Genomic DNA, 24,392 nt, shown 5'->3' on the forward strand with positions numbered 1-24,392 from the left:
TCCCAGCTTCGATTCCTCTTTAGGAATTCAGCTCAAGCTCCATCCTCGCTTGGCGATCAGCCTCGGCCTTGTTCCGGGCCGGGTCCTCGCCCTGTGCGGCCCGGCACGGCTTGATCTCGTAATCGTTGTCGAGCACCCGGCGTGGCCCGGGACGGTTGTCATCCGCAGTTACGTCCACGACGAGGCCACTTCGCTGCGCGAGCCTCCAGACGTCGGACTCGTCAGGATAGGCCTTGCTGATCTGGGCATCGTTGCAGAACAGGGCGTAGGGCATTGTTCCCGCTCCTGGAAAGCGCATTAACGAATTTGACGGGGTAGGGGTTCCGCTCGCCGGTCGATCACGCGGCCGTGATCAGGGCCGCCGGGTCCTGAGTCCTTAACGAGTCCTGAATCCCGGAAAAAAGAATCCACGGGACTCATTTGGCGGAATCAGCGGATGTTTTCGGTCATGACGACGGACCTGAAAACCTCTTGCGGGCACATGCTGCTGCCCCTCACGCTGGCCCTGTTCGGCGCCTGCGCGGCCAATCTCTGGCTAGTGTGGTCCTGGCTTTAGGCCAGCGACGGGAGATCCGGCTTTACTTGTCAGCCGGTGGACGGGAGGAGGGCTCGCGGATGGCGGCCCGCAATTTGGTCAGGGTGGCCGCGCAATATTCCTCGCGCTCCCGCTCGAACCGCTCCTGATGCTTGCGGAAATTGGCGATGCGGGCCTGTATTTCGGTGCGGACGTCGTGGCTCGCCACCCGGGGCGACGGGAGAGGTAACGGCTGCGGCGGAGCGGCCTTAAGTGGCTCGGTCCCGATGATGGTGTTGACGGGGGCGATCTGCACCGACGCCGCCACTGTCGCCGTCGGGATCTCCGGTGGATGCAAGTCATCCTTTTTGCCGGTTACCGATTGGACGAAAGCCATTGTCTGCGCGATCAGCGCGTCGCGTTCCGCGATCCACTTCATGGTGCACCCCTGTTGGCGCCATTCCAGCAAAGCTGGCCGGCCGAATCAAGAAGGTGTTGGGTGGGGGATTGCATATTTTTCCCGGCCGCCCGACAGTGGGGAATGGATGCCAAAGCAGACCATTCAGCCGAAGCCGAGGGCTTGAGGCTCGTCCGCGCGTTCCTATCGCTGCCGCCCGACAAACGGGCGGAGGTGATCGCGTTCGTTGAGGAGTTGGCCCGCGCCAAACGCCGTCCGGAGGAGGGCGCCGACGTCTCGCCGGGGTGAGCGCTAGCGCTCCCGCGGATTAAGGTTGGGCTCGAACGGCGCCCCGACCACCCGAACCGGCGTCGGCGTGGTCCCGTCTATTGCTACCGTTTCAGCCCGCTGCTTTGCCGGAGCCGGCCAGGGAGCCTGTTCGAACAGCGCAACAGCCCCGGCCAAGGCGCTACAGCACAGCGTCACCGTGGCCAGCAGAAACATGTTTCGATTTTCTTCCCTGATCCGCATGGGTCGACAACGGCCGACGCCCTTGACGGGTTCCGCCTGACCATGCCCGGATCGCTCCCCAAACTGCCGGCGGGACGCGATCGGGACATGGCCAGGACAAATCTGCAAAGACAAATCTTCAAAAACCACGGATCGAGGTCGTCTCACGGCAGCGCAGATCGAGGTTGAGAAGCAAGCCGCCCATCAGCGCAAGCGCGATATGGTCAACCTTGCCGACGGCTTTGAGCGCGCAGCCGGCGAGATCAAGACGGTGGGCGCGGCGTCCACCGAGCTTAAAGCGTCGTCCTCGACGCTGGCCAAGTGCTTTCCACGGCCAAGATGCTGGTGAGCGACAGCAACCGGCTGGGTGGCACAAACTCCGGCGGCACGGCGCCCCGGCAAGCAGCTGATTTATTGCGGCAGCAAGAGGGACATCGCGATCGCGAACAGGAAGCCCGTTGCGACGATCGCCGCGACAGCACCCGCGGTGATCTTGGCGATCTCTCGGCTGGTATAGGGACGCATGGGATGCGCATGCTACCTCATGTTCAACTCTGATCCAATCTGTGGTCAGTAGCCGCGCCCGAAATGCGTGCGGCCAACGTCCATTCCCGAAGGTCGATCCATGAACGAGGATATCAGCGACGGCTGGACCGCGTCCGCGGCTGCTTGGATCGTCGAGCAGGGTGAAGACGGCGACTATGGTCGCCGCTTCGTGCTGGACGCGCCGATGCGAGCGCGGATCGAAGGGCGCGGCTTCCGCAATGCGCTCGACGTTGGCTGCGGCGAGGGGCGCTTCTGTCGCATCATGCAGCGCGCCGGCATCCGCACCACCGGCATCGACCCGACCGAAGCGCTGCTCGCGCGTGCCATGGAATTGGACCCGCAGGGCGACTACCGGCTTGGCCGAGCTGAAACAATGGAGATCGAAGCGCCATTTGATCTGGTCGTCAGCTATCTCAGCCTGGTCGACATGCCCCATCTCGGTGCGGCGATCGGGAAGATCGTGGCAGCGCTGCGGCCGGGCGGTACGCTGCTGATTGCCAATCTGACCAGCTTCAACACCGCGGGTCCGCCCGACGGCTGGACGCGTGACGGCGACGGCGCCTTGCGCTTCAACATCGATCATTACATGGAGGAGCGGCCGACTTGGGTGACTTGGCGCGGCATCCGAATTCTGAACTGGCATCGTCCGCTCAGCACCTACATGACGCTGCTACTCGATCAGGGGCTCCTGTTGCGCCTTTTCGTCGAGCCGCAGCCCAGCGGCGGCGACCCCGACAGGAATGCCTTTCATCGCCGGGTGCCTTACTTCCACATCATGGAGTGGCAGAAACCGGTTTGAGGATGGGATGAGATTCGGATGGAACGCATGACCACAGTGTTCACAACGTAATCTTAAGGTCCGGACGATGATCTCCAAGCGCCCACCCGTGCTCGCCCATGAGCGGTTCACCGCCGACCGCGAGAATTTTGTCGGCCTCGATCTGGCCGCGCGGTTCGAGCGGATCGAGCGGACCAACCTGTGGGGCGCGGCCAGTTCGGTGTCGGGCCTCGGCTCGGAGGATCCCGCGACCGTCGCGGTCCGCGAGATGCTTCCTGCACTGCTGCAACGGCTCGGCGCGCGCTCGCTGCTCGATGCGCCCTGCGGCGACGCGGGGTGGATCGGCCGCCTGAAGCTGCATCTCGACTACACCGGCATCGACATCGTGCCGTCGCTGATCGCGGCCAATCGCAAGCGCGTGGCTGGCGGTGAGTTGTCAGGCCGGTTTCTCGTTGCCGACATCACGCGCGATGCACTGCCGCGCGCCGATGTGGTGCTGTGCCGGGACTGCCTGGTGCATTTGAGTTTCGACAACATCGTCCGCGCCGTCGCGAACTTTCGCGCCAGCGGCGCACGTTTCCTGCTGGTCACGACGTTTCCCGAATGGGACGACAATCGCGATTGCGAGGACGGCGACTGGCGGGCGCTGAACATGGAGAAGGCGCCGTTCGACTGGCCGGCGCCGCGCGTGCTGATCAACGAGCGTTGCGAAGAGGGCAGTGGCGGCTGGCGCGACAAGAGCCTCGGGCTGTGGCGGCTCGATGAACTGCCCGATCGTGTCCTCACTGCCCGGGGGATATGACGGACGCGGGCGGAACGTCCGTTGCGTGAGTGATTGCCCTCGCGCTATACTTTGGGTTGCATGATGCCGTCTCGCATTGCGGTGACGATGTTGGAGCACGCCATGAGACCGAGTGTTGTCGCCGTCGCCATGCTGGTCTGGTGCTGCGCGCCCGCGTTGGCGCAGCAGGACGGCGCTGCGCTCTACGCAAGCCACTGCGCGCAATGTCACGATGGCGGTGATGGCCAGAGCCGTGTGCCAGGCCGCGGTGCCATGCAGGCGATGTCGTTCGATCATGTGCTGGGAACGCTGACTTCTGGAAGCATGGCGGCAATGGCGAAGGACCGCAGCGAATCGGAACGGCGCGCGATTGCCGCCTTCGTCACCGGCAAGGCCGCGGTGGGCGACAATGCAGTCGATGCGGAGGGACGCTGCACGCAGCAGGTCAATTTCTTTCCGCAGCCGCTCGATGGTCCGCGCTGGAATGGATGGGGCGTCGACGCTGCCAACAGCCGCTTCCAGTCGACCGAAATGGCCGGCCTGACCGGGGAAGAGGTACCGCGCCTGCGGTTGAAATGGGCTTATGCCTTTCCCGGCGCCTCGGTGTCGTTTGCGCCGCCGACCATCGTGGGCGGTCTGCTGTTTATCGGCGGCACTGACCGCAAGGTGCACGCGCTCGACGCGCGAAGCGGCTGCACGAGGTGGACGCTGCCGACCGATGCCGCGGTTCGCGCGGCGATCAGCTTCGGGCCGCTTCCCGGCACCGATCAGTTCGCGATCTTCTTCGGTGACCTGCGCGCCAATGCCTATGCGGTGAACGCACTGACTGGTGCGCTGATCTGGAAGACCAAGGTCGAGGAGCACCCGGCAGCTCGCATCACCGGAGCGCCGACGCTGCATTCCGGCGTGCTCTATATCCCGGTCTCCTCGCTCGAGGAGGCCGCCGGTTCGCAGGCCAGTTACGAATGCTGTACTTTCCGCGGCAGCGTGGTCGCGCTCGAGGCAGTGACCGGCAAGCCGGTGTGGCAGGCCTACACGATCCCTGAGGTGGCGCATCCGACCGGCAAGAATGCGAGAGGCACGCAGCTGTTCGGCCCGTCCGGCGCGGCGGTGTGGTCGGCACCGACGATTGATCCGAAACGCAACGCCGTCTACGTCGCGACCAGCAATTCCTATTCGAATCCACCGGCCGCAACCGCCGATGCGGTCCTCGCTTTCGAGCTTGCGACCGGTAAGCTGCTCTGGAAGCAGCAGGCGACGCCGAGCGACGCCTTCATTGTCGCGTGCTTCGGCGCGGACAAGACCAATTGTCCTGAAGATCACGGGCCCGACCACGATTTTGGCCAGTCGCCGATCCTCGTGACCTTGCGTGACGGCAGGCGCGTTCTTGCCATCGCGCAGAAGTCCGGCGTCGTGCACGCGCTCGATCCTGATGATGGCGGCAAGATCCTGTGGCAGACGCGGATCGGGAAGGGCGGTGCGCTCGGCGGCAGCGAGTGGGGCTCGGCCGCCGACCAGGATCGCATCTATGTCGCGAACTCCGACGTGCGGTTCCTGCGCGATGGTACGCGGCGGCTCGATGCCACCCAAGGCGGCGGTCTGTTCGGCCTCGACCTCGCCAGTGGGAAAATTGCGATGGAAGTATCTCCTGTCGCCTGTGGCGATCGCCTCCAATGCAGCCCTGCGCTGTCGGCTGCCGTGAGCCTGATCCCCGGCGTCGTGTTTTCCGGCGGCGTCAGCGGCTTTCTGCGCGCCTACGCGACGGCCGACGGAAAGCTGTTGTGGGAATACGACACGGCGCGAGACTATACGACGGTGAACGGCGCCCCTGCTCATGGCGGCGCGATCGACGGCCCCGGGCCGATCATCGCCGGCGGAATGCTCTACACCAATTCCGGCTACGGCCAGTGGGGCGGCGTCGCCGGCAACGCACTGCTGGCGTTCGAGGTTGCGAAGGAGTGAGGGTCCGTCCTGGATTGCCCTGCGCTCCAGCCGAGCGACAGAACCTGTCAGCCAATTGAGGAGGAAGGAGCTTCGATGATCGATGCCCAATGCAGGTGCGGCGCTCTCGCGCTGTCGCTTCCAGGACCTTCCAGCCTCGTCGTCGCCTGCCACTGCATTGACTGCCAGCGTCGAACCGGCGCGCCGTTCGGGGTCGGTGCGTTCTATCCGGCGGAGGGCGTCACGATCTCAGGGACGTCGAAGGAGTACGTCCGGACAGCCGCAAGCGGCGGCAAGGTCCGCAGCTATTTTTGCCCCGAGTGCGGTTCGACGGTCTATTGGAAAGCGGACAATCTGCCTGCGATGATCGGCGTTGCCGTGGGCGCGATCGCGGTTCCGAACTACCCGGCGCCCATCCGCTCGGTTTTCGAACAGTCGAAACATGCCTGGGTGGAGATATCAGGCGCCGAGCACTTCCAGCAAAGCAGCGCACCGAAGCATTCGAAGTGAGCGTTGCGCGTCAAATTTCGCTCCAAGGCTCGCGGCGAGATGAATTGACGCCGTTCCCGTGCGGTTCCGCGAGGGTGGAATCTGCGGCAGTCCCTCTGCTTCGCGTGAGGCAATAGCTAGCGGTCCGGGTTGGAACGAACGTGACAGAAACTCGTTTGCCGACCGGAGCCAACGATGAATAACGCGGAAATTTTCGAACCTTTCTTGAGGCGGTTGCGGGTCAGCACCGAAATTGATGAAGAGGACGAGGCCGCTATCCGTCATCTGCCAATCACGGTGAAACGGATGGCTGGCGGTCAGCCGGTCGTTTCTCTCGGAGATCGACCTTCGGCGTGCTGCCTTGTCGTTGATGGCTTTATCCTGAGATCAAAGATCGTCGGCAATGGCCACCGCCAAATCATGGCCTTTCACCAACCCGGCGACATTCCCGATCTGCAGGGTCTCTTTCTACATGTGATGGACCATGACGTCAGCACGCTTGGCGATAGCGTTCTCGGCTTCATTCCGCATGCAGCGGTGCGCTCACTGATAAGAAAGCGGCCTAACGTGGCCGAAGCGCTTTGGCGCGATACACTGACCGACGCCGCGATCTTCCGGGAGTGGATTTGCAACGTTGGTCAACGCGAAGCCACAAGCCGCGTGGCGCATCTCGTGCTTGAGCTTTACACCAGATTGATGGCGATCGGTCGAGCGGACGGCCTGTCCTTCGACTTTCCGGCCTCTCAGGCACTCCTCGCCGACGCCGTCGGCACGAGTGTGGTCCACATGAATCGGGTCGTTCAGCAGCTACGTGCTCAGCGCGTGTTGGACCTGGAGCGGGGAAGAATATCGATCCTTGATGAAGCCAGGTTGCGCGAAATAGCAGACTTCGACGTGCTTTACCTTCATCTCAATCCGTCGCTCTGAGCCATGAAGTTCTACTTCGATATCAAGGACGACTTTTTCGCTGCGGTCGACGAGGATGGGGTGGATTTGCCCGGCCCGGAAGCCGCCGAAAAAGAGGCGATCGCAATGGCGACCTCGATTGCCAGAGACGTTGCGTCGGCAAAGGGGGCGCAGGTCCTCATTATAGTCAGGAACGAGAAGCACCCGCTGCTCGAGTTGAGTGTAACGGTCGCCCGGAAAGCTCTGACGTGATTGCGTGGGAAATCGATTCTAGCTGTCGTTAGACGGAGGAGTGCCCCGATCTATCAGGCCGCGGTGTCGGCTAAATCGGTGGTGCCGGCTGAGGGGATTGAACCCCCGACCTTCGGTTTACAAAACCGCTGCTCTACCGCTGAGCTAAGCCGGCGACGCCTGGAGAAGCGGGGCAGGCCCGGCCTATGCCGGGGCTGTCCGCCCGTGCGCGCCGCAATACCAGACTTGACCGGAAAGTGCCAGAACCCGGGAGCCCCGATGCAGACATGAATCAGGCGGCCAAGAGGGCCGCCCGATCTGTCGCGTTCGGTTCAAACCGCCTTACTGGCAGATGTGGCGGCGGCCGTCTTCGCCCTTGAACCAGGCGCCGGGCGTGCAGACGAAGCCGTTGCGCTGGGCGTAGGTGCGGGTGTCCCACCCCCGATTGTCCCAGCCGCGGTTATCCCAGCTGTTGTCGTAGGCGTAGGCGTCGTTCGTGGCGCGGAACGGGGCGGTTGCGATTGCGCCCGCAGTCCCGATGGCTGCGCCGGCGACGCCAGCGGCTGCTCCGACCGCGCCGGCGGCGACGTCGGTCGGCCAGAAGCCGGTGCGGCTCCTGTTCCAGTCGTTATTCCAATCGCCGTTGTTGGTCTGGCGATAGGACACGCGACGATGCCGATAGCCGCTGTCGGTGTACGGATTTCCCGGTCCGACGTTCTGGCAGTTGGCGTTGGGGAATTGCGCCGCGCAACGGCCGGGATTGGTGATCACGGTCTGCGCCATGGCAGAGCCTGCCACCAGGGTCGCCGCAATCGCCGTGGCTCCGAGAAGTTTGACGTTCATGATTGTTTGGCTCCCGTTTTGTTGACGGGGGCTAAACGCGGAAGACGCCGGACGTTCCGCTGAAACCGCCGGATTTTCGTCAGCCATAGTCAAACGGAAGTGAGCACGCGCGACGGTTCCGGACTGCAGGATCCGGCGGCGTTAATGCTTCGCTAGTTCGCTTTGGCGCATTTGAGCGGCGCGCAATCCTTACACATTAGGCTTACCGGCAATTGGTGAGAGGGCCTTAACCCTCTCTGCGCCGCCATCGGGTAGGTTGTCGCCGAATAAATGGGGTCCCCTCATGCGCGCATCTGCGCTCGCCGCCTTTCTGATCGGACTGCCCGCGACGGCGTTTGCCGGCGGCGGCTTCGATATCGTCGTTCCCGGTCGCCCCGGCGTGCCCATCATCATCAACAACATCGACGCGTCCTATGCCGTGATCGAGGGGACCTGGGGCCTGGGGAAGAACGTCCAAGTGCAGCCCACGATCTATGGCGGACGCTATGTCGCCGAGCGCCAGCCCACGGACGTCGGCCACTACTACCCGACGCTGGGCCTGCGGCCCGGCTATGGCCGGCTCGAGGTCGAACCGCCCGCGAACCGCAAATTGCCCAAGCCGCCCGATAGCTATCACCAGAGCTGGGGCGCCCAATCGGCGCCGCTGCCGCCGCAGATGGACGTGCCCGTCAATTCGCCGCCGGTGATCCTCGCGCCTGAGTTCAACGACCAGCCGCGGCGTCCTCGGCCGCGGCCGCGTGCAGAGATGCCCGGCAAGCCGCCGGGTTAAGAAACGACAATCCAAAAAACGGAAATCAACAGGAGAGAGTAATGCGTCAGATGATTTCGGGACTGGTCGCGGCGGCTGCCGTGATGTTCGCCGCCACCGCGCCCGCCGCGGCCTGCGGCTTCGATCCGTGCCAGCCGGTCGCGCCGGTCTATTCCGGCTGTAACACCGGCTGCGGCGGTTATGGGGCAGGCTACGGGTATGGCTACGGCGCCTATGAGCGTCTCGCCGAGCCCACCACGCAATATTATCACGTCAACCAGGGCCCGACCTACACCGGCCCGGGCGCCTTCGCGCCGTATCCGACCTATCGTGAGGACGCGGTGGTTGCGCCCGCCAATTACGGCTACGGCCGTGGTTATGGCTATGGGCACGGCTATGGCTATCGTGCCGCCGCGGTCGAAGCGCCGGCCGCCTATCCCTACCGCCGCCCGTATTACCGTCCGTATCGCTACGGCTACGGCCCGCGCGCCGGCTATCTGCCGCGCACGCATTACGGCTACGGTCCGCGCTACGGCTACGCCCCGCGCCATGCGCCGTATTATGGCGGCCACCGTGTGCTGCGCCGCTATTACTGATCGCTTGATCGGTTGAGCCAACGAGACGCCCGTCCGCGATGCGGACGGGCGTTTTGTTTTGTTACCGCTTCATCAGCCCGAGCCGGCTCGCGCCGACATAGAGCGAGAGCACGGCGGCATTCGAGACGTTGAGACTCTTGATCTCTCCGGGCATGTCGAGCCGCGCCACGACGCTGCAGGTCTCGCGTGTCAATTGCCGCAGGCCCTTGCCTTCCGCGCCCAGCACCAGCGCGAGCGGCTCGCGCAGGGTGACCTCGGAAAGATCCGCACTGCCTTCACTGTCCAGCCCGACAGTCTGGAAGCCGAGCTCGTTCATCGTGGTCAATGCGCGGGCGAGGTTTTGCACCGTCACCATCGGGACCAGCTCCAGCGCGCCGGAGGCGGCCTTGGCCAGCACGCCGGTCGCTTCCGGACTGTGACGCGCGGTGGTGACGATCGCCTTCACCGCAAAGGCGGCCGCCGAGCGCAGGATGGCGCCGACATTGTGCGGATCGGTGATCTGGTCGAGCACCAGCACCATGCCGTCCTGCTCCAAATCCTCGATGTCGGGCGAGGGCAGGGGATCGGCCTCGGCGAGCAGGCCCTGGTGCACGGCGTCGGGCGACAGCAGCCGGTCGATCTCCTGGGGCCGGACGATCTCGGGCGTGACCGGGATCGCGATGTTCTCGTCCGCCAGACGCCTTGCGGCGTTCTCGGTCAGCGTCAGCTTGCGGATCTGCCGCTGGGGGTTGGCGAGCGCCATGGAGACGGTGTGCCAGCCATAGAGGATGACAAGCCCGTCGGCGTCCGAATCGCGATCGCGGCGGGCCGGGCGACCGGCCGATTTTCCGGGCCTGTTGAAGGGCTTAGACCCGCCGCGGGGGCCCCTCGGGTTGAATTTTCGATCCTTCATGGGCTCGCTTGTGTCACGGGTCCCGGAATATGGCAATTTGGGTGGTGTCGGGGGCGATTTTAGCTGTTCGCCTCGGTTGACTTTACCCCATCGCTTCGCCGATAACCGCGCCCGGTCGCGCCCCCATCCGGGCTGTCGCGGCCTTCACGTTCCATGGCCGTCTTCGGTCGCCGGCAAGGTCCGGCCCGATTGTGCTGCCGTCGAGCGGGGGAGTGTCCCGAGTGGCAAAGGGAGCTGACTGTAAATCAGCCGCCTTATGGCTTCGCAGGTTCGAGTCCTGCCTCCCCCACCAGCCTTCGCTCGCTTCGCGAGCTACGGCTCGGCAAGCCGGCACCGATGGTCATGGCGCGAAGTGAGCGAAGGCTGTCGCGCCGCAGCCCGGAGGGCGCAGGCGGACTGGGTAAGCGCGCAAGTCACCCCATCATCTCCCGCACCATCGGCACTACCTTCCGCCCATAGCGCTCGATGCTCTTCATCAGCTTGCCATGCGGCAGCGGGCCCGCCGAATACTTCAGCTGAAACCGCGAAATGCCGAGCGCCTTTGCCGTCTTGGCGATCTTGCGCGCGACCGTCTGCGGCGAGCCGACATAGAGCGAGCCGTGCTCGGCCTCATTGACGAACTCGTCGCGGCCCATCGGTGGCCAGCCGCGTTCCTTGCCGATGCGGTCGCGCATCGCCTTGTAGTCGGGCCACAGCTCCTCGCGCGCCTGGTCGTCGGTCTCGGCGACATAGCCGGGCGAGTGCACGCCGATCGGCTGTGCCGGGCGGCCGAACTCCCTGAACGCGCGATGATAGAGATCGACGAAGGGTGCGAAGCGCGCGGGATCGCCGCCAATGATCGCGAGCATCAAGGGCAAGTCGTAATGCGCCGCGCGCACCACCGATTGCGGGCTGCCGCCAACGCCGATCCAGGTCTTGAGCGTGCCGTTCTCGACCGGGGGATAGACCAGTTGATCCTTCAGCGGCGGACGCAGCTTGCCTTCCCAGGTCACCGGCTTCTGCGACAGCAGCGCCGCGAACAGATCGAGCTTCTCCTCGAACAGCTCTTCGTACTTGCGCAAATCAAAGCCGAACAGCGGGAAGGATTCCGTGAACGAGCCGCGGCCGAGGATCACCTCGGCGCGCCCGTTCGAGAGTGCATCGAGCGTGGCAAAGCGCTGGAAGACGCGGATCGGATCGTCCGAGCTCAACACCGTCACGGCCGAGCCGAGATGGATGCGCCTGGTCCGCGATGCGATTGCCGCCAGCACGGTCTCAGGGGAGGAGACCGCGAAGTCGGCGCGATGATGCTCGCCGAGGCCGATGAAGTCGAGGCCGAGCTCGTCGGCGAGCACCGCCTCGTCGACGACGTTGCGGATCGCTTGCGCGTGCGGAAGCATCGCGCCGGAGACGTCCTTGGTGACGTCGCCAAAGGTGTCCAGTCCGAATTCGAGCGGTGCGGTCATTGATGAGATCTCTGCGGGCGCGGCTTGCGCGCCTGTCATTGGGGGAGGGGATTGCTTTGGTTGGAGCTAAGCAGCAGGAACTGGAACACAATGCTGCTTCGAGAAACCCATTGTTTCCCTTCTTTCGTGGTTTCGGGGGGCCCCGCCGCCCGCGGCTCAGTCGGACCTGGCGAACATCTCGACCAGGGTGTCGCGCAGCCAGCGCTGCGCCGGTACGGTGTCGTTGCGCTGGTGCCAGAACAGGCTGACGATGCGCGGCGGCGCCTTGAGCGGAAGCGGCATGGCGTGCAGGAACGGCGCGTGCCGGGATTGCGAGCGCAGATCGCTCGGCAGCACCGCAATCAGGTCGGACTGGCGCACGATTTCGTAGGCGGCGCTGTAGTGATTGACGGTCGCGACCAGGTTACGCGACAGCCCGCGCGAGGCGAGGAAGAGGTCGTAGGACGGCAAGGTCTTGCCGGCGAGGCTCACATCGACATGCCCCGCGTTGAGGAAGCTGCGCGTGCTCAGCCGCTTCATCGCGGCGAGTGGATGGCTGCGCCGCATGAAGCAGGCGTAGTCGACGGTCCACAGCGAGCGCGAGCGGATGGCGGCCGGCTGCTGCGCCTCGTTGACATAGACGCTGAGGACGCAATCAACGCGATTGTCCTCGAGCTGGTCGGCGATCTCCAAAATGGTGTTGGGAACGGTGTGGATTCGCGCCGTGGGCGCGACCTTGCCGAAATGGTTCAGCAGGTTCGGCATCACCAGCGAGGCGACGTAATCCGACATCGACAGGCTGAACTCGGTCTGAGCACGGTGCGCATCGAACACCTGCTCGTCGAGCGCGCCGCGGACGGTTTCGAGCGCTTCGCCGATCGGCTCCCACAGCACCACGGCGCGCTGAGTCGGACGGATGCCGGTGCCGGACCTGACGAACAGGGGATCGCCGAGCGCGTCCCGCAGGCGTGCGAGCGCATTGCTGACCGCCGGCTGCGTCATCAGAAGCGCGTTGGCGGCGCGCGTGACGCTGCCCTCGGTCATCAGGGCCTCGAACACTTTCAGCAGGTTGAGGTCGAGCGAGCGAAACGACAGAACATTTACCCCAGTGATGTACTAGATCATGATTATAAATTATGACGATAATATCTCCTTGTCTATGGTTCCGCCCGGGAACGAGCGGAGTGCCGGGCCGCCAGACAGAGGGGGACTTTCATGTCGATGATCTCGGCGCGGATCGAGCGCCTTCCATTCGCACGCTTCCACAAGCATCTACTGCTGATGGGCGGGCTCGGCTACATGTTCGACGCGATGGACGCAGCCGTGCTGGCGTTCATCCTGCCGGTGCTGCGCACGACCTGGAATCTGTCGAGCGTCCAGATCGGCGTGCTCGGCAGCAGCACCTATATCGGCTTCCTGTTCGGCGCGCTGCTGGCGGGCACGCTGGGTGACCTGATCGGCCGTCGCGCGGTGATGATGTCGGCGCTGGCACTCTATTGCGTCGCATCCATCGTCAGCGCTGCGGTGAACGACTGGTCGTCCTTCTTCGCCGCCCGCGTCGTCGCGGGCATGGGCACCGGCGCGGAGAGCGCGATCATTGCGCCCTATCTGGCGGAATTCGTCGCACGGCGTTACCGCGGCAGCTTTACCGGCGCGCTGGCCGGATTCTTCTCCTTCGGTTTCGTCGCGGCGGCCTTGCTCGGCTATTTCATCGTGCCCGCCTCTGAGAACGGCTGGCGCATCGTACTGGTGATCACCGCGGTGCCGGTCGTCATGCTGCTGTGGTGGCGCAGGGCGCTGCCGGAATCGCCGCGCTGGCTGGAAAGCCGGGGCCGGGAGAAGGAAGCCGCAGCCGTGCTGGACAGGATCGAGGCCGGATTTGCGAGCCAAGGCCATGTCCTGCCGCAACCGGTCGTCGAAATCACGGCGCCTGCCGTGACTGGTGGTACGCTGCTTGCCAATTTCGCCGCGCTCCTCGCCGGCCGCCAGGCGCGCATCACCATCATGACCTGGATCATGTGGCTTACGATCACGTTCAGCTACTATTCCTTCTTCGTCTGGATCCCCGGCCTTCTGGTCCAGAACGGCATGAGCATCACCAAGAGCTTCGCCTATTCGATCGCGATCTATTGCGCGCAAATTCCCGGCTATTTCAGCGCTGCGTACTTCAACGAGCGCATCGGCCGGCAGGCGACGATTGCCTCCTACATGGTGCTCGGCGGCGCCAGCGCGCTTGGACTTGCATTCGCGCAGAGCGATCAGCACATCATGGTCGCCGGAATCTTGCTGTCCTTCTTCATGAACGGCACCTATGCGGGGGTCTATGCCTATACCGCCGAGGTATTTCCGACGGCCGTCAGAACCACCGGCGCCGGGCTCGCCTCCGCGATCGGCCGCATCGGTGCGATCGTCTCGCCGATCCTGGTCGGCTATCTCTATCCCAATTTTGGCTTCGCCGGCGTGTTCGGCCTCACCACGAGCGTGCTGCTGTTAGGCGCGCTCACCGTGGTGCTGATGGGCGTGCCGACACGCGGCCGTTCGCTGGAAGAGATCGCGGCAGGCGAAGTCGCATGAGGGAGACGAAACACCGATCCGATCCGCTGCTCTGCGCGGTGGCGGCCGCGCAGGGCAGGGCGGATCAGCCGGATGCCCTGTACTCGGCGCTGGACGACGCCCTGAAGTCGGCGATCGGGCACAAGCTGTTCACGATCCTGACCTATGACGCCGACACGAGGGAAGCAGCGCGGGTGTATTCCAATCTTCCCGGACCTTACCCGGCGGGCGGCCGCAAACGCCTGGCGCCGGGGCCGTGGACCGAGGCTGTGCTCGACCGCGGCGAGGCCTATATCGGCCGCACCCGGGACGATCTGCGCGGGGTGTTTTCCGATCACGAGCTGATCGCTTCGCTCGGCTGCGAAAGCGTGCTCAACATGCCCGTGCGCTGGCGCGGGCGCACGCTCGGCTCGCTCAATCTGCTCCATGAGGCAGGCTGGTACGGCAAGGACGATGTCGCTGCGTGTCTCCCATTCGCCCAGTTCGCCTTGCCCGCGCTGCTCATCCAGTCCTGATTAGACAGGAAGTCGTCATGTCCCGTGTGCTCTTCAAGAACGCCGCTCTGCTCGATCCGCTTCAGCCGGACCTCCTGGAGGGACATCACGTGCTGGTCGAGGACGGTCTGATCAAGGAGGTCTCCGATCGGCCGCTCCAAGTGGAAACCGACCGCACCGTCGATCTGAAGGGCAAGACGCTGATGCCCGGCCTGATCGACCTGCATGTGCATGCGATCGCCGTCGAGCTCAATCTGGCGCAGCAGGTGCACATGCCGAACGTGCTGGTGACGCTGCGCTCAACGCTGCTGCTGCGCGGCATGCTGCGGCGGGGCTTCACCACCGTGCGCGACGCCGGCGGCGCCGGCCATGCGCTGAAGCAGGCGATCGAGACCGGTCTCACCGACGGTCCGCGGCTGTTCGTCTCGGGTCGTGCGCTCAGCCAGACCGGCGGGCACGGCGACATGCGGGCCCGCTCGGATTATCTTGCCAGCGACGCACCGTGCCCCTGCTGCGTGCGTGTCGGCGCGCTGGCGCGCGTTGCCGATGGTGTCGACGGCGTGCGCAAGGCGGCGCGCGAGGAACTCCAGATGGGGGCGGACCAGATCAAGATCATGGCTTCCGGCGGCGTCGCTTCACCGACCGATCCGGTTGGCGCCTTCGGGTACTCCGAGGACGAGATCCGCGCCATTGTCGAGGAGGCGCGCGGGCGTCAGACCTATGTGCTCGCCCACGCTTACACCGCTGCCGCGATCGAACGCGCGGTGCGCTGCGGGGTGCGCACCATCGAGCACGGCAATTTGGTCGATGCTCCGACCGCGCAGCTGATGGCCGAGAAGGGCGCCTATGTGGTGCCGACGCTCGTCACCTACGAGGCGCTGGCTAACGAGGGTGCCCAATATGGCCTGCCGCCCGAAAGCGTTGCCAAGATCGCCGATGTCCGCGACGCGGGCCTGCGCTCGCTCACGATCTACCGCGACGCCGGCGTAAAGATCGGGTTCGGCAGCGACCTGCTCGGACCGTCGCAGCGTCTGCAGAGCGACGAATTCCGCATCCGCGCCGAGATTCTCGGTCCGCGCGCCGTCATCGCCAGCGCGACATTGGTCGGCGCCGAGGTCCTCGGCATGGAGGGCAAGCTCGGCCGCATCATGCCCGAAGCCATTGCGGACCTGCTGGTGGTCGATGGCAATCCGCTCCGCGACGTGGCCTGCCTGCTCGGCCAGGGCGAGCACATCCCGATGGTGATGAAGGCAGGCAAGGTCCAGTTCGACCGGCTGGGGGCGCGTAGCTAATCCTATTTCGAGATGCGCACGACCATCTTGCCAAGCGCCCCGCGCGTCTGCATCGTCCTGAACGCTTCCCGGAAGTCATCCAGCGCGAAGATGCGACCGACCACAGGCTTCAGCTGGCCGTCGACCAACCAGGCCGTCAGCTCCGACATGAGGCGCTTCTGCACCTCGGGCTCGCGGATTGGAAGCTGCGCGAGGTCGACGCCGAGCAGGGCGCCGCCCTTCAGCAGTGGCAGGTTGAACGGCAATGCAGGGATCGCGCCGGCGGCAAAACCGACCACGAGATGACGGCCGCGCCAGGCGATGGAGCGAAAGGCCTGCACCGAGATCTCGCCGCCGACGGGGTCGAAGATCACGTCGGCGCCGTGTCCTTCGGTCAATTCCTTCAGCGTGTCGCGCCAGTTGGTCTGCGTGTAGTCAACCACGGCATCGGCGCCGTGCTGTCGCGCGAACTCGCGCTTGTCTGGTGTCGATGCCGCTGCGATCACACGGGCGCCGAGCAGCCTGCCAATCTGGACGGCCGCGATTCCCGTGCCGCCCGCTGCGCCCAGCACCAGAAGCTGTTCGCCTGCGCCGAGCGACGCGCGCGCACTCAGCGCATAGAGGGCGGTCAGGTAATTGGCACGAAACGAAGCGGCGACCTCCGCCGCGACGCTGTCCGGCAGGGGATAGAGCGCTTCGGGGGTGACGACGATCTCTTCGGCAAGCGCGCCCGAGCGCGTCATCCCCATTACGCGCATCCCGGGTTGATAGCCGCCCGGTGCGCCGGGGGCTTCGTCCACGATGCCTGCGAATTCGGTTCCGGGAATGAAGGGCAGGGGATCCTTGGTCTGATAGCGCCCCTCCATCTTCAAACCGTCCACAAATCCGATTCCTGCAGCCTCTACCCGGACACGCAGCTGTCCGGGCCCGATGTGTGGAGACGGAACGTCCTTCAGGGCGATTTGATCGATCGGCGCGTATTGCTCGACGACGACGGCTTTCATGTCGGACCTCTGTTGTCCAGTTATGCTGACACGTCTCGACACCAGCCTCTTGTGTCTTACCGCCACATTCCGCGCATCCGCGCCCCGATGTCGACCTTCGGCCCTTGCGCCGCCGTGCGGGCCGCGCCTGCCCCAGCCTTCGGCCAGGCGGTGCGCTCGAACAGATAGACCAGCGGCTCCGGGATGAAGCGGGTGCGCGAGGCGTAGACGTGGCGGTCGCCCTTGGCTTGCTGGCCGTGGGTGAAGAAGCGCTGCGGCACCACGAGGTGCAGGTCGTCCTTGGCGCGCGTCATCGCGACATAGAGCAGGCGGCGTTCCTCCTCGAGCTCGGCGCTGGTGCCGGCGCCGAGATCCGACGGCATGCAGCCGTCGACGACGTTGAGCACGAACACCGATTTCCACTCCTGGCCCTTGGCGGAGTGGATGGTGGAGAGGATCAGATAGTCCTCGTCGCGCAAGGGCGGCCCGGATTTGTCGCTGGTCGCATCCGGCGGATCGAGCGTGAGCTCGGTCAGGAATTTCTCGCGCGAGGCATAGCCGCTCGAGATCTGCTCGAGCTGCATCAGATCGGCGCGGCGGGTCTCGGAATCCTCGTGGAGGCGATCGAGATGCGGTTCGTACCAGAGCCGCACGCGTTCGAGATCGGCCGGCCATTCCGAATAGCGCAAATTTTCGATGGTGCGGACGAAGCCGGTCCAGTCCGCGCCGGTGCGCGGCGGCACCGGGAGCTGGCCGAGCGCAGCGAGCGGATCGGTGCTCTCCGCCATCTGGTCGAGCACGCGCTGCGCAGTCGCCGGTCCGATGCCCGGCAAGAGATGCAGGATGCGAAATCCCGCGACGCGGTCGCGCGGATTTTCGGTGAAGCGCAGCAGCGCGAGCACGTCCTTGACATGCGCGGCATCGAGAAATTTCAGCCCGCCGAACTTGACGAACGGGATGTTGCGGCGGGTCAGCTCGATCTCCAGCGGGCCCGAATGCGAGGAGGTCCGGAACAGCACTGCCTGGTGCTTCAGGAGCGCGCCTTGCTCGCGGTTGGCCAGGACTTCCTCGACGATGTAACGGGCCTGGTCGGTCTCATCGTGCACGGTGACGAGCTGCGGCTTTTGCGCGGAGCTGCGGTCGGTCCAGAGGTTTTTTGTGAAGCGCTCGCGCGCCAGGCCGATGACGCCGTTCGCCGCCGCCAGCACGGGTTGCGTCGAGCGGTAATTGCGGTCGAGCGTGATCATCTCGGCGCGGGGCGAGAAGCTCTGCGGAAAATCCAGAATGTTGCGGACCGTGGCGGCGCGGAACGAATAGATCGACTGCGCGTCGTCACCGACGACGGTGAGGCCGCGTCCGTCCGGCTTCAGCGCCAGCAGGACCGAGGATTGCAGGCGGTTGGTGTCCTGATATTCGTCGACCAAGACGTGATCGAAGCGGCCGCCGATTTCTTCCGCGATCAGCGCATCGCTCATCATCTGCGACCAGTAGAGCAGCAGGTCGTCGTAATCCAGCACGTGCTGGGCCTGCTTGGCCTCGACATAGGCCGCGAACAGGCCCTTCAGCTCGGCCGCCCAGCCTGCGCACCAGGGATAGTGCGCCCCCAACACCTTCTCGATCTCCATCTCGGCATTGACGCAGCGCGAGTAGATCGACAGGCAGGTGCCTTTGGCGGGAAAGCGGCACTCCGTCTTCGACAATCCGCGCTCGTGCCGGACCAGATTCATCAGGTCGGCGGAATCCTCGCGGTCGTGGATGGTGAAGGCAGGATCGACGCCGATCCGCTCGGCATATTCGCGCAGCAACCGTGCGCCGATGCCGTGGAACGTGCCGGCCCAGGTGAGCGCGTCGCGCATGATCGCGGCATTGTTCTCGCCGAGCACTTTTCGGGCGATGCGCTCGACCCGGCCGGCCATCTCGGCCGCGGCGCGGCGCGAGAACGTCATCAAGAGGATACGGCGCGGATCGCTGCCCGCGACGATCAAATGCGCGACGCGGTGGGCCAGCGTGTTGGTCTTGCCGGAGCCCGCACCGGCGATGACGAGCAGGGGCGCGCCCACGGTCGCACCATCGGCCACGCCATGCTCCACGGCGCGGCGTTGCTCCGCATTGAGCGTGTCCAGATATGTCGCCACGAATCGCCCCGGTGAAACAGCCAGAGTCGGCGATCCCGCTGCGAATCGCAATGCGTCTGGACGGGACCGATGTTAAGACCTAGGGACAAGACGGCCCAAGGTTCCATTCCGAAAAGCGCCACCCGGCATGACCGAGCTCAAATCCGACCAGTTCGAGATGCGACGGCTGGAATCGCTCAGCAACACCATCTTTGGCGTCGCCATGACGCTGCTCGCCTACGACCTGCCCAGGGCCGCGGTCTTCACCAGCGCGCCCGACTGGAACGATCTCGCCCGGGTCTATTCCGGCAAGCTCGCGGGTCTTGCGCTCAGCTTCATCATCGCCGGCGTGTTCTGGATCAGCCATCACCGCCGGCTGGCGCGCCAGCCGGTCGGCAGCCGCGGCGCGGTGATCCTCAATCTGTTCTTCCTGCTGTCGATCGTGCTGCTGCCGGTGACCAACGGCCTCTACACCAACTACCCCACGAGCAGTGCGGTCGCCGTGCTCTACGGCCTGCACCTGACTGCGATCGCTGGCCTCAATGCCTGGCTGTGGTGGAGGATCCTGGGCGGTTGGCGCCAGGAGATCATGGCCTCGCTGTTTCCGCTGCTGGTGTTTATCCCGGGCACGGTCGTTGCGGCGTTCGCGCCGCAAGCCGCGCCGTTCGTGTGGTTCATCGCCTTCGGTGGCCTGCTGATCCAGCGCTTCTATGTCGGGCCGACCGGGACGGACAAATAGGCCTGCCGCTCATTCGCCGGAGGGCGTCGCGCCGAACCCATCGGCCGGCACGTAAAGCTTGACAGGGCGGATTTCGTAGACCGCTGACGGATTGACCTGGCGCAGCGTCCGCGCGGCCGCGATCGCCTCCTCATCCGTGTCGTATTCGACGAGGTGGAAGCCCAGGAGCTGCTCCTTGGTCTCGGCAAACGGGCCGTCCAGCACCACGCCCGCGCCGGGGCCGCGCAAGGTGCGGGCCTTTCGGGTCTCATCCAGGCGGGCGGCCGGGCCGAAATGCCCGCTTGCCCGGAGGGGCGCCTGAACCTCGATGACTTTGGCCACGACTGCGGCATCCTTTTCGGGCGTCCAGGACAAGATCTCGTCTTCCACGTGATAGGCCAGGATGGCGTAAAGCATCGTCACCTCGTTGATTTTCGCTGCGCGTGTCCGAAGGACGTATCACCACCGTCGCCGCCGACAATGGGGCTGCGGAAATATTGCGTCGCGGGGTGCGGCGACGAAACCTTCCCGAAACCCGATTACGGCCGAAAAGTGTGAACGCTGCCCGAAATCGGCGCGACTGATGGCCACCAAGACCACTTCGGAGGCGGCCATGTCGACCATCAAGATCATCTGCAAGATCATCTGCGACGCGCGTCGGGCGGGAAAGTCGGAGCTTGCGGATCTGCACGACCAGAGCGGCCACCATCGCTATTACGGCAGCTCGGCCGAGAGCGGCGGCGAGCGCATCGTCGAAAGCCGGCGCGGCAAGCGCCCGCGTGCAATGAGCGTTTGCGGCTTCTAAGCCCGACGCTTGCGAAACAGCCTGTAACCATGAACGTCGTGCAGATATCGATCGCCGCGATGCCGTTCCTGCTCTCGCTCGCGAGCAGGTCCGGCAAGGCGATGGCGCCAAGCCTGCTGGCGGGCATCTTCACCGTGCTTCTCGGCAGCGAGCCGCCGCGGGCGGCCATGGCCTGGTGCGTCGGGCTGTTGATCGCGGCGGTTGCGGTGCGGGAGCGGACTCGCACGACCTGACCGCGTGTCACATCCCGCTCAGCACCTGCTTGATCAGGGTTTCCCGCAACCGGGCGATTTCGCCGCTCGCCTCCATCTGCTCGATCATCCTTCCGACCTTCGGCACGAGATCGCGATGCCGTTCATGCAGATGGTGGTAGATGCTGATGCGCTCGAGGGGTGGTGAGAGCGGGTGGATCCTGGCCTGGAGATTGAGTTTCCTCACCGCAGCCAACCCGCTGAAGAGGTCGGTGACCATCACGTCGATGCGGTCGGCGTCGAGCATCTTGACCATGTTGTCGAGGCTTGTCGTCGCCGTGACCCGGGTCATGCCGCGCGTACCGGCTTCCGACGAGCCGACGCCGCGTACGATGCCGATGCTGTAGTCCCTAATTGAATTCCAGCCAGCGACGTCGAACTGCAGTTTCGTGGTGAAGACAGTAGGCTCGATGTAATTGATCGCAGGTGTCACCTGGATCAGCGTCGGATAGTCGCGAGAGAGCGTTCCAATCCGCTGGACCTCGCCGTCGACCTCGCCGGTGCTCGACAGCGCGAGCGCGCGCTTGCCGGGCACATCCTCGAATTCGAGCTTGATGTTCAGCCGGGCATAGACCGCGCGGAGCATCTCGCCGCCGACATATTGATCGGGGATATCGGCGATGCGCGCCAGCCTGATGACCTCTTGCGCCTGCGACGGGCCTGCCGCGAGCAGCAACAGGCAGACCACGACTATCCGCCTCATGACGCATCTCCCTGGCCATGCCTCTTGGGCGTGCCCTGCTACCATCGGACTCCGGTGCCGCGATCTACCGGAGATGGCGGCTGCGCCGGTCCGCAACGTTGAGAGCGCGTTCCCGCTGTATGGCGGCTCCGGACTTTCACCGATGTCATTCTAGCACGCGAGGTGGTAGTTTGCCTGGGAATCCTGCTGCTGGGCGCAAGATATGACCCCGTCGAGCTCAAGCCGCCCAAGGGCCAACAGGATCATCGGCCGACAAGATCGCCACGTGTATCGCGTGCTGAGGCAGCGCCTCAACCGTTCACCTGCTCGCGGCTGCGATCGGTAAGCTGAGCAGGTGCCGCCATTTTCGAGGACATGGTGCATGGGCGACGCAGGTGACGATGATATCAAGCGTGGCCGCGCCATTGCGCCGGCGGCTGCGAAGCAGGATTTGACCGGCATCGGCGCCCCGCTCGCGCCTCCGATGTTCGCGGCGCTCCTGTCGCGGATCTTCAACTGGTCGCGCAGCGGCGTCGGGCCTCGGCTGCTTGCCGCCGTGCTGCTGTTCTCATCGGTCGTGACGCTGACCCTGACCGCGCTCCAGCTCTATCTGGATTACAATCGTGAGGTCGGACTGATTGAGACGCGGCTCGACGAGATCGGCCGCAGCACTACGGGCAGCCTCGGAGAGAGCCTGTGGAATCTCGACCAGAACCAGCTCAAGCTCCAGCTCGATGGCATTCTGCGGCTGCCTGACATCCGTGCGGCGGAAGTCCGCGAGATCGCCGATCGGCCAAATCCGATCCGTGTCGAAGTCGGCGAGCGAAACACCCGTTCGATCATGACCCGGGAATTTCCGCTGACCACCGTGTTGCAGGGGACCTCGCGCGCCATCGGCACGCTCCGGGTCGAGGCGACGCTGAGCGACGTCTATCAGCAATTGCTGAACAGGGCCCTCGTCATTCTGGCAAGCCAGGCGGCAAAGACGTTCCTCGTCTCGTTGTTCATCATCTACATGTTTCATCTGCTGGTGACCCGGCATCTCGTCGCCATCGCTGAATACGTCGGCAAGTACAGCCTCGGACGGCCGCCGCCGCCTCTGCGCCTGGAGCGCCGGTCGCCTGACGATGCCGACGAGCTGGACAAGGTCGTCGTTGCTTTCAACGCCATGTGTGCCAACCTCGAACATGCCTATGGCGAGCTGCGCGAGGCCAATGGGAATCTCGAGCGTGACCTGAAGATACGGCAGCGCGCCGAGGAGAACGCCCGCGCGAGCGAGCAGCGCTTCCGTGACTATGCCGAGACCGCATCCGACTGGTTCTGGGAGACCGGTCCGGATCACGTGTTCACCTATATTTCAGATCGGGCCGGTGCTTTCGGCATGGACCCCAAGGCGCTGATCGGCAGGCGCCGTTCAGACGCCGCCTTCGACCACGATGCCGAGCCGCAGAAATGGCGCAGTCACTGGGCCACGCTGGATCGCCACGAGCCGTTCCGGAAGTTCGAGTATCGTGGCCGCGATGCGGCTGGCCGCGCGCACCATTTCAGCGTTAACGGCCAGCCGGTGTTCAGCGCCGACGGACGCTTCATGGGGTATCGTGGTTCGGCTACTGATCTGACCGAGCAGCACGAGACGGAGGAGCGGCTTCGCCAGTCGCAGAAGATGGATGCGATCGGTCAGCTCACCGGTGGCGTCGCGCATGACTTCAACAACGTGCTCACTGTCATCACCGGCACCATCGAGATCATCCGGGAGGGACTGGCGGACAAGCCCGACCTCGCCGCGATCGCCCAGCTCATCGACGATGCGGCGGCGCGAGGCGCGGAGATCACCTCGCAGCTCTTGACCTTTGCGCGTCGCCAGCCGCTGGAACCGCGCGAGATCGACGTCAACGGCCTCGTGCTCGAGACGGCGAAGCTGCTGAAGCCGATCCTGGGCGGAAACGTCGAAATCGTGACCCGCCTCGCGGACGACGCCTGGCCGGCGATGGCCGATCCGTCGCAGCTGTCGTCGGCGATCATCAATCTCGCCGTCAATGCGCGGGATGCGATGCCTGGCGGCGGCACGCTGACGCTCGAGACCGCGAACCGCGAATTCGATGGCGCGGATGGTGCCGGTGACGGCGACGCCACGCGCGGCGCCTTCATCATGGTCGCGGTGGCGGACACCGGCCATGGCATCCCCGCCGACATCCGCGACCGCGTGTTCGAGCCGTTCTTTACCACCAAAGGGGTCGGTCGCGGCACCGGGCTCGGCCTCAGCATGGTCTACGGCTTCGCCAAGCAGAGCGGCGGCAGCGTTGCGATCGAGAGTGAGGAAGGCCGCGGCACCGTGATTCGGCTGTTTCTGCCGCGATCTGCGGGCGGAGCGCAGGCGAGGCCCGGGTCGCTGCAGGCGCCCGCGGCGGCACGCGGGCACGAGACGATTCTCGTCGTCGAGGACGATCCGCTGGTGCAGGGCTATGTCATCGCCCAGCTCGGCAGCCTCGGCTATCGCACCCTCGCAGCCGGCGACGGCGCAACCGCGCTTGCGCTGGTTCAGCAGGGCGCCCAATTCGATCTGCTGTTCACCGACATCATCATGCCCGGCGGCATGAACGGGCAGGAACTGGCCGAGGCCGTGCGCCGCCTCCGCCCGGGGATGAGGGTGCTCTATACGTCCGGCTATACCGACAACGCCCTCGACCACGACGGTCATCTCGGTCCCGGCGTTGCGTTGCTGAGGAAGCCGTACCGGAAGGCGGACCTGTCATCGAGGATCCGCGAGGTGCTCGCCGGCGAGCCGCCCGCCTGAGCAGCCGGCGCGCGATGCCAACGAAAAAGGCGCGGCGGGGGAAGGCCCCCGTCGCGCCCGATTTCTTGCTCGCTGGTCCAGGGCTGAGAGCGCCCCGATGCCAAGCCTCTATTCAAGGCTTAGCGGGCGAT

General features: G+C 65.0%; 26 protein-coding genes and 2 tRNA genes. 17 read left to right on the forward strand and 11 right to left on the reverse strand.

Annotated elements, in window-relative coordinates; genetic code table 11:
* Window positions 1-19: 19 nt before the first annotated feature.
* Together BcanWU425_RS16490 and BcanWU425_RS16495 are read right to left on the reverse strand one after the other, a co-directional pair.
* The gene (locus BcanWU425_RS16490; protein WP_018455390.1) at window positions 20-274 is read right to left on the reverse strand and encodes a hypothetical protein; all 255 of its coding nucleotides are present in this window, start codon (window positions 272-274) and stop codon (window positions 20-22) included.
* A gap of 304 nt (window positions 275-578) precedes the next feature.
* Window positions 579-953 (reverse strand): hypothetical protein, encoded by a 375-nt coding sequence (locus BcanWU425_RS16495; RefSeq protein WP_018455392.1) that lies wholly within the window; start codon window positions 951-953, stop codon window positions 579-581.
* A 102-nt stretch (window positions 954-1,055) separates the two neighbouring features.
* Here BcanWU425_RS16495 and BcanWU425_RS16500 point away from each other — a divergent pair, with 102 nt between their 5' ends.
* The 7 genes from BcanWU425_RS16500 to BcanWU425_RS16530 all read left to right on the forward strand — a co-directional run bounded on the left by BcanWU425_RS16500 (window position 1,056) and on the right by BcanWU425_RS16530 (window position 7,114).
* On the forward strand, window positions 1,056-1,220 hold the full coding sequence (locus tag BcanWU425_RS16500) for a hypothetical protein (RefSeq protein WP_007602663.1): 165 nt from the start codon (window positions 1,056-1,058) through the stop codon (window positions 1,218-1,220).
* Window positions 1,221-2,046: 826 nt separating this feature from the next.
* Window positions 2,047-2,766: a class I SAM-dependent methyltransferase gene (locus tag BcanWU425_RS16505; protein WP_204511582.1), complete on the forward strand. Its 720-nt coding sequence runs from the start codon at window positions 2,047-2,049 to the stop codon at window positions 2,764-2,766.
* A 67-nt stretch (window positions 2,767-2,833) separates the two neighbouring features.
* Window positions 2,834-3,547, forward strand: coding sequence for a class I SAM-dependent methyltransferase (locus tag BcanWU425_RS16510; RefSeq protein WP_204511581.1), 714 nt, complete (start codon window positions 2,834-2,836; stop codon window positions 3,545-3,547).
* 102 nt (window positions 3,548-3,649) lie between these two features.
* Window positions 3,650-5,488 carry an outer membrane protein assembly factor BamB family protein gene (locus tag BcanWU425_RS16515; RefSeq protein ID WP_204511580.1) on the forward strand — a complete coding sequence of 613 codons (1,839 nt, stop codon included), beginning with the start codon at window positions 3,650-3,652 and terminating at the stop codon, window positions 5,486-5,488.
* Window positions 5,489-5,563: 75 nt separating this feature from the next.
* Complete coding sequence (locus BcanWU425_RS16520; RefSeq protein WP_204511579.1) at window positions 5,564-5,977, forward strand: GFA family protein; 414 nt, start codon at window positions 5,564-5,566, stop codon at window positions 5,975-5,977.
* A 174-nt stretch (window positions 5,978-6,151) separates the two neighbouring features.
* Complete coding sequence (locus tag BcanWU425_RS16525; RefSeq protein ID WP_204511578.1) at window positions 6,152-6,883, forward strand: Crp/Fnr family transcriptional regulator; 732 nt, start codon at window positions 6,152-6,154, stop codon at window positions 6,881-6,883.
* Window positions 6,884-6,886: 3 nt separating this feature from the next.
* A complete protein-coding gene (locus BcanWU425_RS16530) occupies window positions 6,887-7,114 on the forward strand; it encodes a DUF6894 family protein (RefSeq protein ID WP_018455400.1) in 228 nt (75 codons plus the stop codon).
* Between the two features lie 79 nt (window positions 7,115-7,193).
* On the opposite strand, the gene BcanWU425_RS16535 is transcribed toward BcanWU425_RS16530, so the two are convergent.
* Both BcanWU425_RS16535 and BcanWU425_RS16540 read right to left on the reverse strand, forming a co-directional pair.
* Window positions 7,194-7,268 (reverse strand) — tRNA-Thr (locus tag BcanWU425_RS16535).
* Between the two features lie 167 nt (window positions 7,269-7,435).
* The gene (locus BcanWU425_RS16540) at window positions 7,436-7,936 is read right to left on the reverse strand and encodes a hypothetical protein (protein WP_204511577.1); all 501 of its coding nucleotides are present in this window, start codon (window positions 7,934-7,936) and stop codon (window positions 7,436-7,438) included.
* A 283-nt stretch (window positions 7,937-8,219) separates the two neighbouring features.
* On the opposite strand from BcanWU425_RS16540, the gene BcanWU425_RS16545 reads away from it, so the two are divergent.
* Both BcanWU425_RS16545 and BcanWU425_RS16550 read left to right on the forward strand, forming a co-directional pair.
* On the forward strand, window positions 8,220-8,705 hold the full coding sequence (locus BcanWU425_RS16545) for a hypothetical protein (RefSeq protein ID WP_204511576.1): 486 nt from the start codon (window positions 8,220-8,222) through the stop codon (window positions 8,703-8,705).
* 41 nt (window positions 8,706-8,746) lie between these two features.
* Window positions 8,747-9,280 (forward strand): hypothetical protein, encoded by a 534-nt coding sequence (locus BcanWU425_RS16550; RefSeq protein ID WP_085383403.1) that lies wholly within the window; start codon window positions 8,747-8,749, stop codon window positions 9,278-9,280.
* A 61-nt stretch (window positions 9,281-9,341) separates the two neighbouring features.
* Here BcanWU425_RS16550 and rlmB read toward each other — a convergent pair whose 3' ends face one another.
* Window positions 9,342-10,172: a 23S rRNA (guanosine(2251)-2'-O)-methyltransferase RlmB gene (gene rlmB / locus BcanWU425_RS16555; protein WP_018458107.1), complete on the reverse strand. Its 831-nt coding sequence runs from the start codon at window positions 10,170-10,172 to the stop codon at window positions 9,342-9,344.
* A gap of 206 nt (window positions 10,173-10,378) precedes the next feature.
* Between rlmB and BcanWU425_RS16560 the strand changes: the two genes are divergently transcribed.
* Window positions 10,379-10,464, forward strand: a tRNA-Tyr gene (locus BcanWU425_RS16560).
* 121 nt (window positions 10,465-10,585) lie between these two features.
* Here the strand turns inward: BcanWU425_RS16560 and BcanWU425_RS16565 are convergent.
* Entirely contained in the window at window positions 10,586-11,617 is a 1,032-nt protein-coding gene (locus tag BcanWU425_RS16565; RefSeq protein WP_204511575.1) for an LLM class flavin-dependent oxidoreductase, read from the reverse strand.
* Between the two features lie 156 nt (window positions 11,618-11,773).
* Complete coding sequence (locus tag BcanWU425_RS16570; RefSeq protein ID WP_231190707.1) at window positions 11,774-12,640, reverse strand: LysR family transcriptional regulator; 867 nt, start codon at window positions 12,638-12,640, stop codon at window positions 11,774-11,776.
* Between the two features lie 171 nt (window positions 12,641-12,811).
* Here BcanWU425_RS16570 and BcanWU425_RS16575 point away from each other — a divergent pair, with 171 nt between their 5' ends.
* Genes BcanWU425_RS16575 through BcanWU425_RS16585 form a run of 3 tightly spaced genes read left to right on the forward strand, consistent with a single transcriptional unit; the run spans window position 12,812 to window position 15,935 of the window.
* Window positions 12,812-14,170: an MFS transporter gene (locus BcanWU425_RS16575; protein WP_018458110.1), complete on the forward strand. Its 1,359-nt coding sequence runs from the start codon at window positions 12,812-12,814 to the stop codon at window positions 14,168-14,170.
* Window positions 14,167-14,664, forward strand: coding sequence for a GAF domain-containing protein (locus tag BcanWU425_RS16580; protein ID WP_204511574.1), 498 nt, complete (start codon window positions 14,167-14,169; stop codon window positions 14,662-14,664). Before BcanWU425_RS16575 ends, BcanWU425_RS16580 begins: the two co-directional genes overlap by 4 nt.
* Window positions 14,665-14,681: 17 nt before the next feature.
* Window positions 14,682-15,935 (forward strand): metal-dependent hydrolase family protein, encoded by a 1,254-nt coding sequence (locus BcanWU425_RS16585; RefSeq protein ID WP_231190709.1) that lies wholly within the window; start codon window positions 14,682-14,684, stop codon window positions 15,933-15,935.
* Window positions 15,936-15,937: 2 nt separating this feature from the next.
* On the opposite strand, the gene BcanWU425_RS16590 is transcribed toward BcanWU425_RS16585, so the two are convergent.
* Window positions 15,938-16,918, reverse strand: a complete 981-nt coding sequence (locus BcanWU425_RS16590) for an NADPH:quinone oxidoreductase family protein (RefSeq protein WP_204511572.1) — start codon at window positions 16,916-16,918, stop codon at window positions 15,938-15,940.
* A 56-nt stretch (window positions 16,919-16,974) separates the two neighbouring features.
* Window positions 16,975-19,032, reverse strand: coding sequence for an ATP-dependent helicase (locus tag BcanWU425_RS16595; RefSeq protein ID WP_204511571.1), 2,058 nt, complete (start codon window positions 19,030-19,032; stop codon window positions 16,975-16,977).
* Between the two features lie 127 nt (window positions 19,033-19,159).
* Here BcanWU425_RS16595 and BcanWU425_RS16600 point away from each other — a divergent pair, with 127 nt between their 5' ends.
* A complete protein-coding gene (locus BcanWU425_RS16600; RefSeq protein WP_204511570.1) occupies window positions 19,160-19,750 on the forward strand; it encodes a TMEM175 family protein in 591 nt (196 codons plus the stop codon).
* Between the two features lie 9 nt (window positions 19,751-19,759).
* On the opposite strand, the gene BcanWU425_RS16605 is transcribed toward BcanWU425_RS16600, so the two are convergent.
* The gene (locus tag BcanWU425_RS16605) at window positions 19,760-20,146 is read right to left on the reverse strand and encodes a YciI family protein (protein WP_007611703.1); all 387 of its coding nucleotides are present in this window, start codon (window positions 20,144-20,146) and stop codon (window positions 19,760-19,762) included.
* A 166-nt stretch (window positions 20,147-20,312) separates the two neighbouring features.
* Between BcanWU425_RS16605 and BcanWU425_RS16610 the strand changes: the two genes are divergently transcribed.
* Together BcanWU425_RS16610 and BcanWU425_RS16615 are read left to right on the forward strand one after the other, a co-directional pair.
* Complete coding sequence (locus BcanWU425_RS16610) at window positions 20,313-20,534, forward strand: hypothetical protein (RefSeq protein WP_231190711.1); 222 nt, start codon at window positions 20,313-20,315, stop codon at window positions 20,532-20,534.
* Window positions 20,535-20,563: 29 nt separating this feature from the next.
* On the forward strand, window positions 20,564-20,767 hold the full coding sequence (locus BcanWU425_RS16615) for a hypothetical protein (RefSeq protein ID WP_026233505.1): 204 nt from the start codon (window positions 20,564-20,566) through the stop codon (window positions 20,765-20,767).
* A gap of 7 nt (window positions 20,768-20,774) precedes the next feature.
* On the opposite strand, the gene BcanWU425_RS16620 is transcribed toward BcanWU425_RS16615, so the two are convergent.
* A complete protein-coding gene (locus tag BcanWU425_RS16620) occupies window positions 20,775-21,488 on the reverse strand; it encodes a substrate-binding periplasmic protein (protein WP_026233506.1) in 714 nt (237 codons plus the stop codon).
* A 361-nt stretch (window positions 21,489-21,849) separates the two neighbouring features.
* Between BcanWU425_RS16620 and BcanWU425_RS16625 the strand changes: the two genes are divergently transcribed.
* Window positions 21,850-24,261: an ATP-binding protein gene (locus tag BcanWU425_RS16625; protein WP_204511569.1), complete on the forward strand. Its 2,412-nt coding sequence runs from the start codon at window positions 21,850-21,852 to the stop codon at window positions 24,259-24,261.
* The last annotated feature ends 131 nt before the right edge of the window (window positions 24,262-24,392 follow it).

The organism is Bradyrhizobium sp. WU425 (assembly GCF_021052305.1).
In the GTDB taxonomy this organism is placed as follows: domain Bacteria; phylum Pseudomonadota; class Alphaproteobacteria; order Rhizobiales; family Xanthobacteraceae; genus Bradyrhizobium; species Bradyrhizobium canariense_D.

Coding starts and splice junctions, on each gene's coding strand:
- BcanWU425_RS16500 (WP_007602663.1), top strand. CDS start 1,056: ATGGATGCCAAAGCAGACCATTCAGCCGAAGCCGAGGGCTTGAGGCTC.
- BcanWU425_RS16580 (WP_204511574.1), top strand. CDS start 14,167: ATGAGGGAGACGAAACACCGATCCGATCCGCTGCTCTGCGCGGTGGCG.
- BcanWU425_RS16525 (WP_204511578.1), top strand. CDS start 6,152: ATGAATAACGCGGAAATTTTCGAACCTTTCTTGAGGCGGTTGCGGGTC.
- BcanWU425_RS16515 (WP_204511580.1), top strand. CDS start 3,650: ATGAGACCGAGTGTTGTCGCCGTCGCCATGCTGGTCTGGTGCTGCGCG.
- BcanWU425_RS16510 (WP_204511581.1), top strand. CDS start 2,834: ATGATCTCCAAGCGCCCACCCGTGCTCGCCCATGAGCGGTTCACCGCC.
- BcanWU425_RS16600 (WP_204511570.1), top strand. CDS start 19,160: ATGACCGAGCTCAAATCCGACCAGTTCGAGATGCGACGGCTGGAATCG.
- BcanWU425_RS16610 (WP_231190711.1), top strand. CDS start 20,313: ATGGCCACCAAGACCACTTCGGAGGCGGCCATGTCGACCATCAAGATC.
- BcanWU425_RS16495 (WP_018455392.1), bottom strand. CDS start 953: ATGAAGTGGATCGCGGAACGCGACGCGCTGATCGCGCAGACAATGGCT.
- BcanWU425_RS16625 (WP_204511569.1), top strand. CDS start 21,850: ATGGGCGACGCAGGTGACGATGATATCAAGCGTGGCCGCGCCATTGCG.
- BcanWU425_RS16585 (WP_231190709.1), top strand. CDS start 14,682: ATGTCCCGTGTGCTCTTCAAGAACGCCGCTCTGCTCGATCCGCTTCAG.
- BcanWU425_RS16505 (WP_204511582.1), top strand. CDS start 2,047: ATGAACGAGGATATCAGCGACGGCTGGACCGCGTCCGCGGCTGCTTGG.
- BcanWU425_RS16575 (WP_018458110.1), top strand. CDS start 12,812: ATGTCGATGATCTCGGCGCGGATCGAGCGCCTTCCATTCGCACGCTTC.
- BcanWU425_RS16590 (WP_204511572.1), bottom strand. CDS start 16,918: ATGAAAGCCGTCGTCGTCGAGCAATACGCGCCGATCGATCAAATCGCC.
- BcanWU425_RS16545 (WP_204511576.1), top strand. CDS start 8,220: ATGCGCGCATCTGCGCTCGCCGCCTTTCTGATCGGACTGCCCGCGACG.
- BcanWU425_RS16530 (WP_018455400.1), top strand. CDS start 6,887: ATGAAGTTCTACTTCGATATCAAGGACGACTTTTTCGCTGCGGTCGAC.
- BcanWU425_RS16615 (WP_026233505.1), top strand. CDS start 20,564: ATGAACGTCGTGCAGATATCGATCGCCGCGATGCCGTTCCTGCTCTCG.
- rlmB (WP_018458107.1), bottom strand. CDS start 10,172: ATGAAGGATCGAAAATTCAACCCGAGGGGCCCCCGCGGCGGGTCTAAG.
- BcanWU425_RS16570 (WP_231190707.1), bottom strand. CDS start 12,640: ATGACCGAGGGCAGCGTCACGCGCGCCGCCAACGCGCTTCTGATGACG.
- BcanWU425_RS16565 (WP_204511575.1), bottom strand. CDS start 11,617: ATGACCGCACCGCTCGAATTCGGACTGGACACCTTTGGCGACGTCACC.
- BcanWU425_RS16540 (WP_204511577.1), bottom strand. CDS start 7,936: ATGAACGTCAAACTTCTCGGAGCCACGGCGATTGCGGCGACCCTGGTG.
- BcanWU425_RS16520 (WP_204511579.1), top strand. CDS start 5,564: ATGATCGATGCCCAATGCAGGTGCGGCGCTCTCGCGCTGTCGCTTCCA.
- BcanWU425_RS16490 (WP_018455390.1), bottom strand. CDS start 274: ATGCCCTACGCCCTGTTCTGCAACGATGCCCAGATCAGCAAGGCCTAT.
- BcanWU425_RS16550 (WP_085383403.1), top strand. CDS start 8,747: ATGCGTCAGATGATTTCGGGACTGGTCGCGGCGGCTGCCGTGATGTTC.
- BcanWU425_RS16605 (WP_007611703.1), bottom strand. CDS start 20,146: ATGCTTTACGCCATCCTGGCCTATCACGTGGAAGACGAGATCTTGTCC.
- BcanWU425_RS16620 (WP_026233506.1), bottom strand. CDS start 21,488: ATGAGGCGGATAGTCGTGGTCTGCCTGTTGCTGCTCGCGGCAGGCCCG.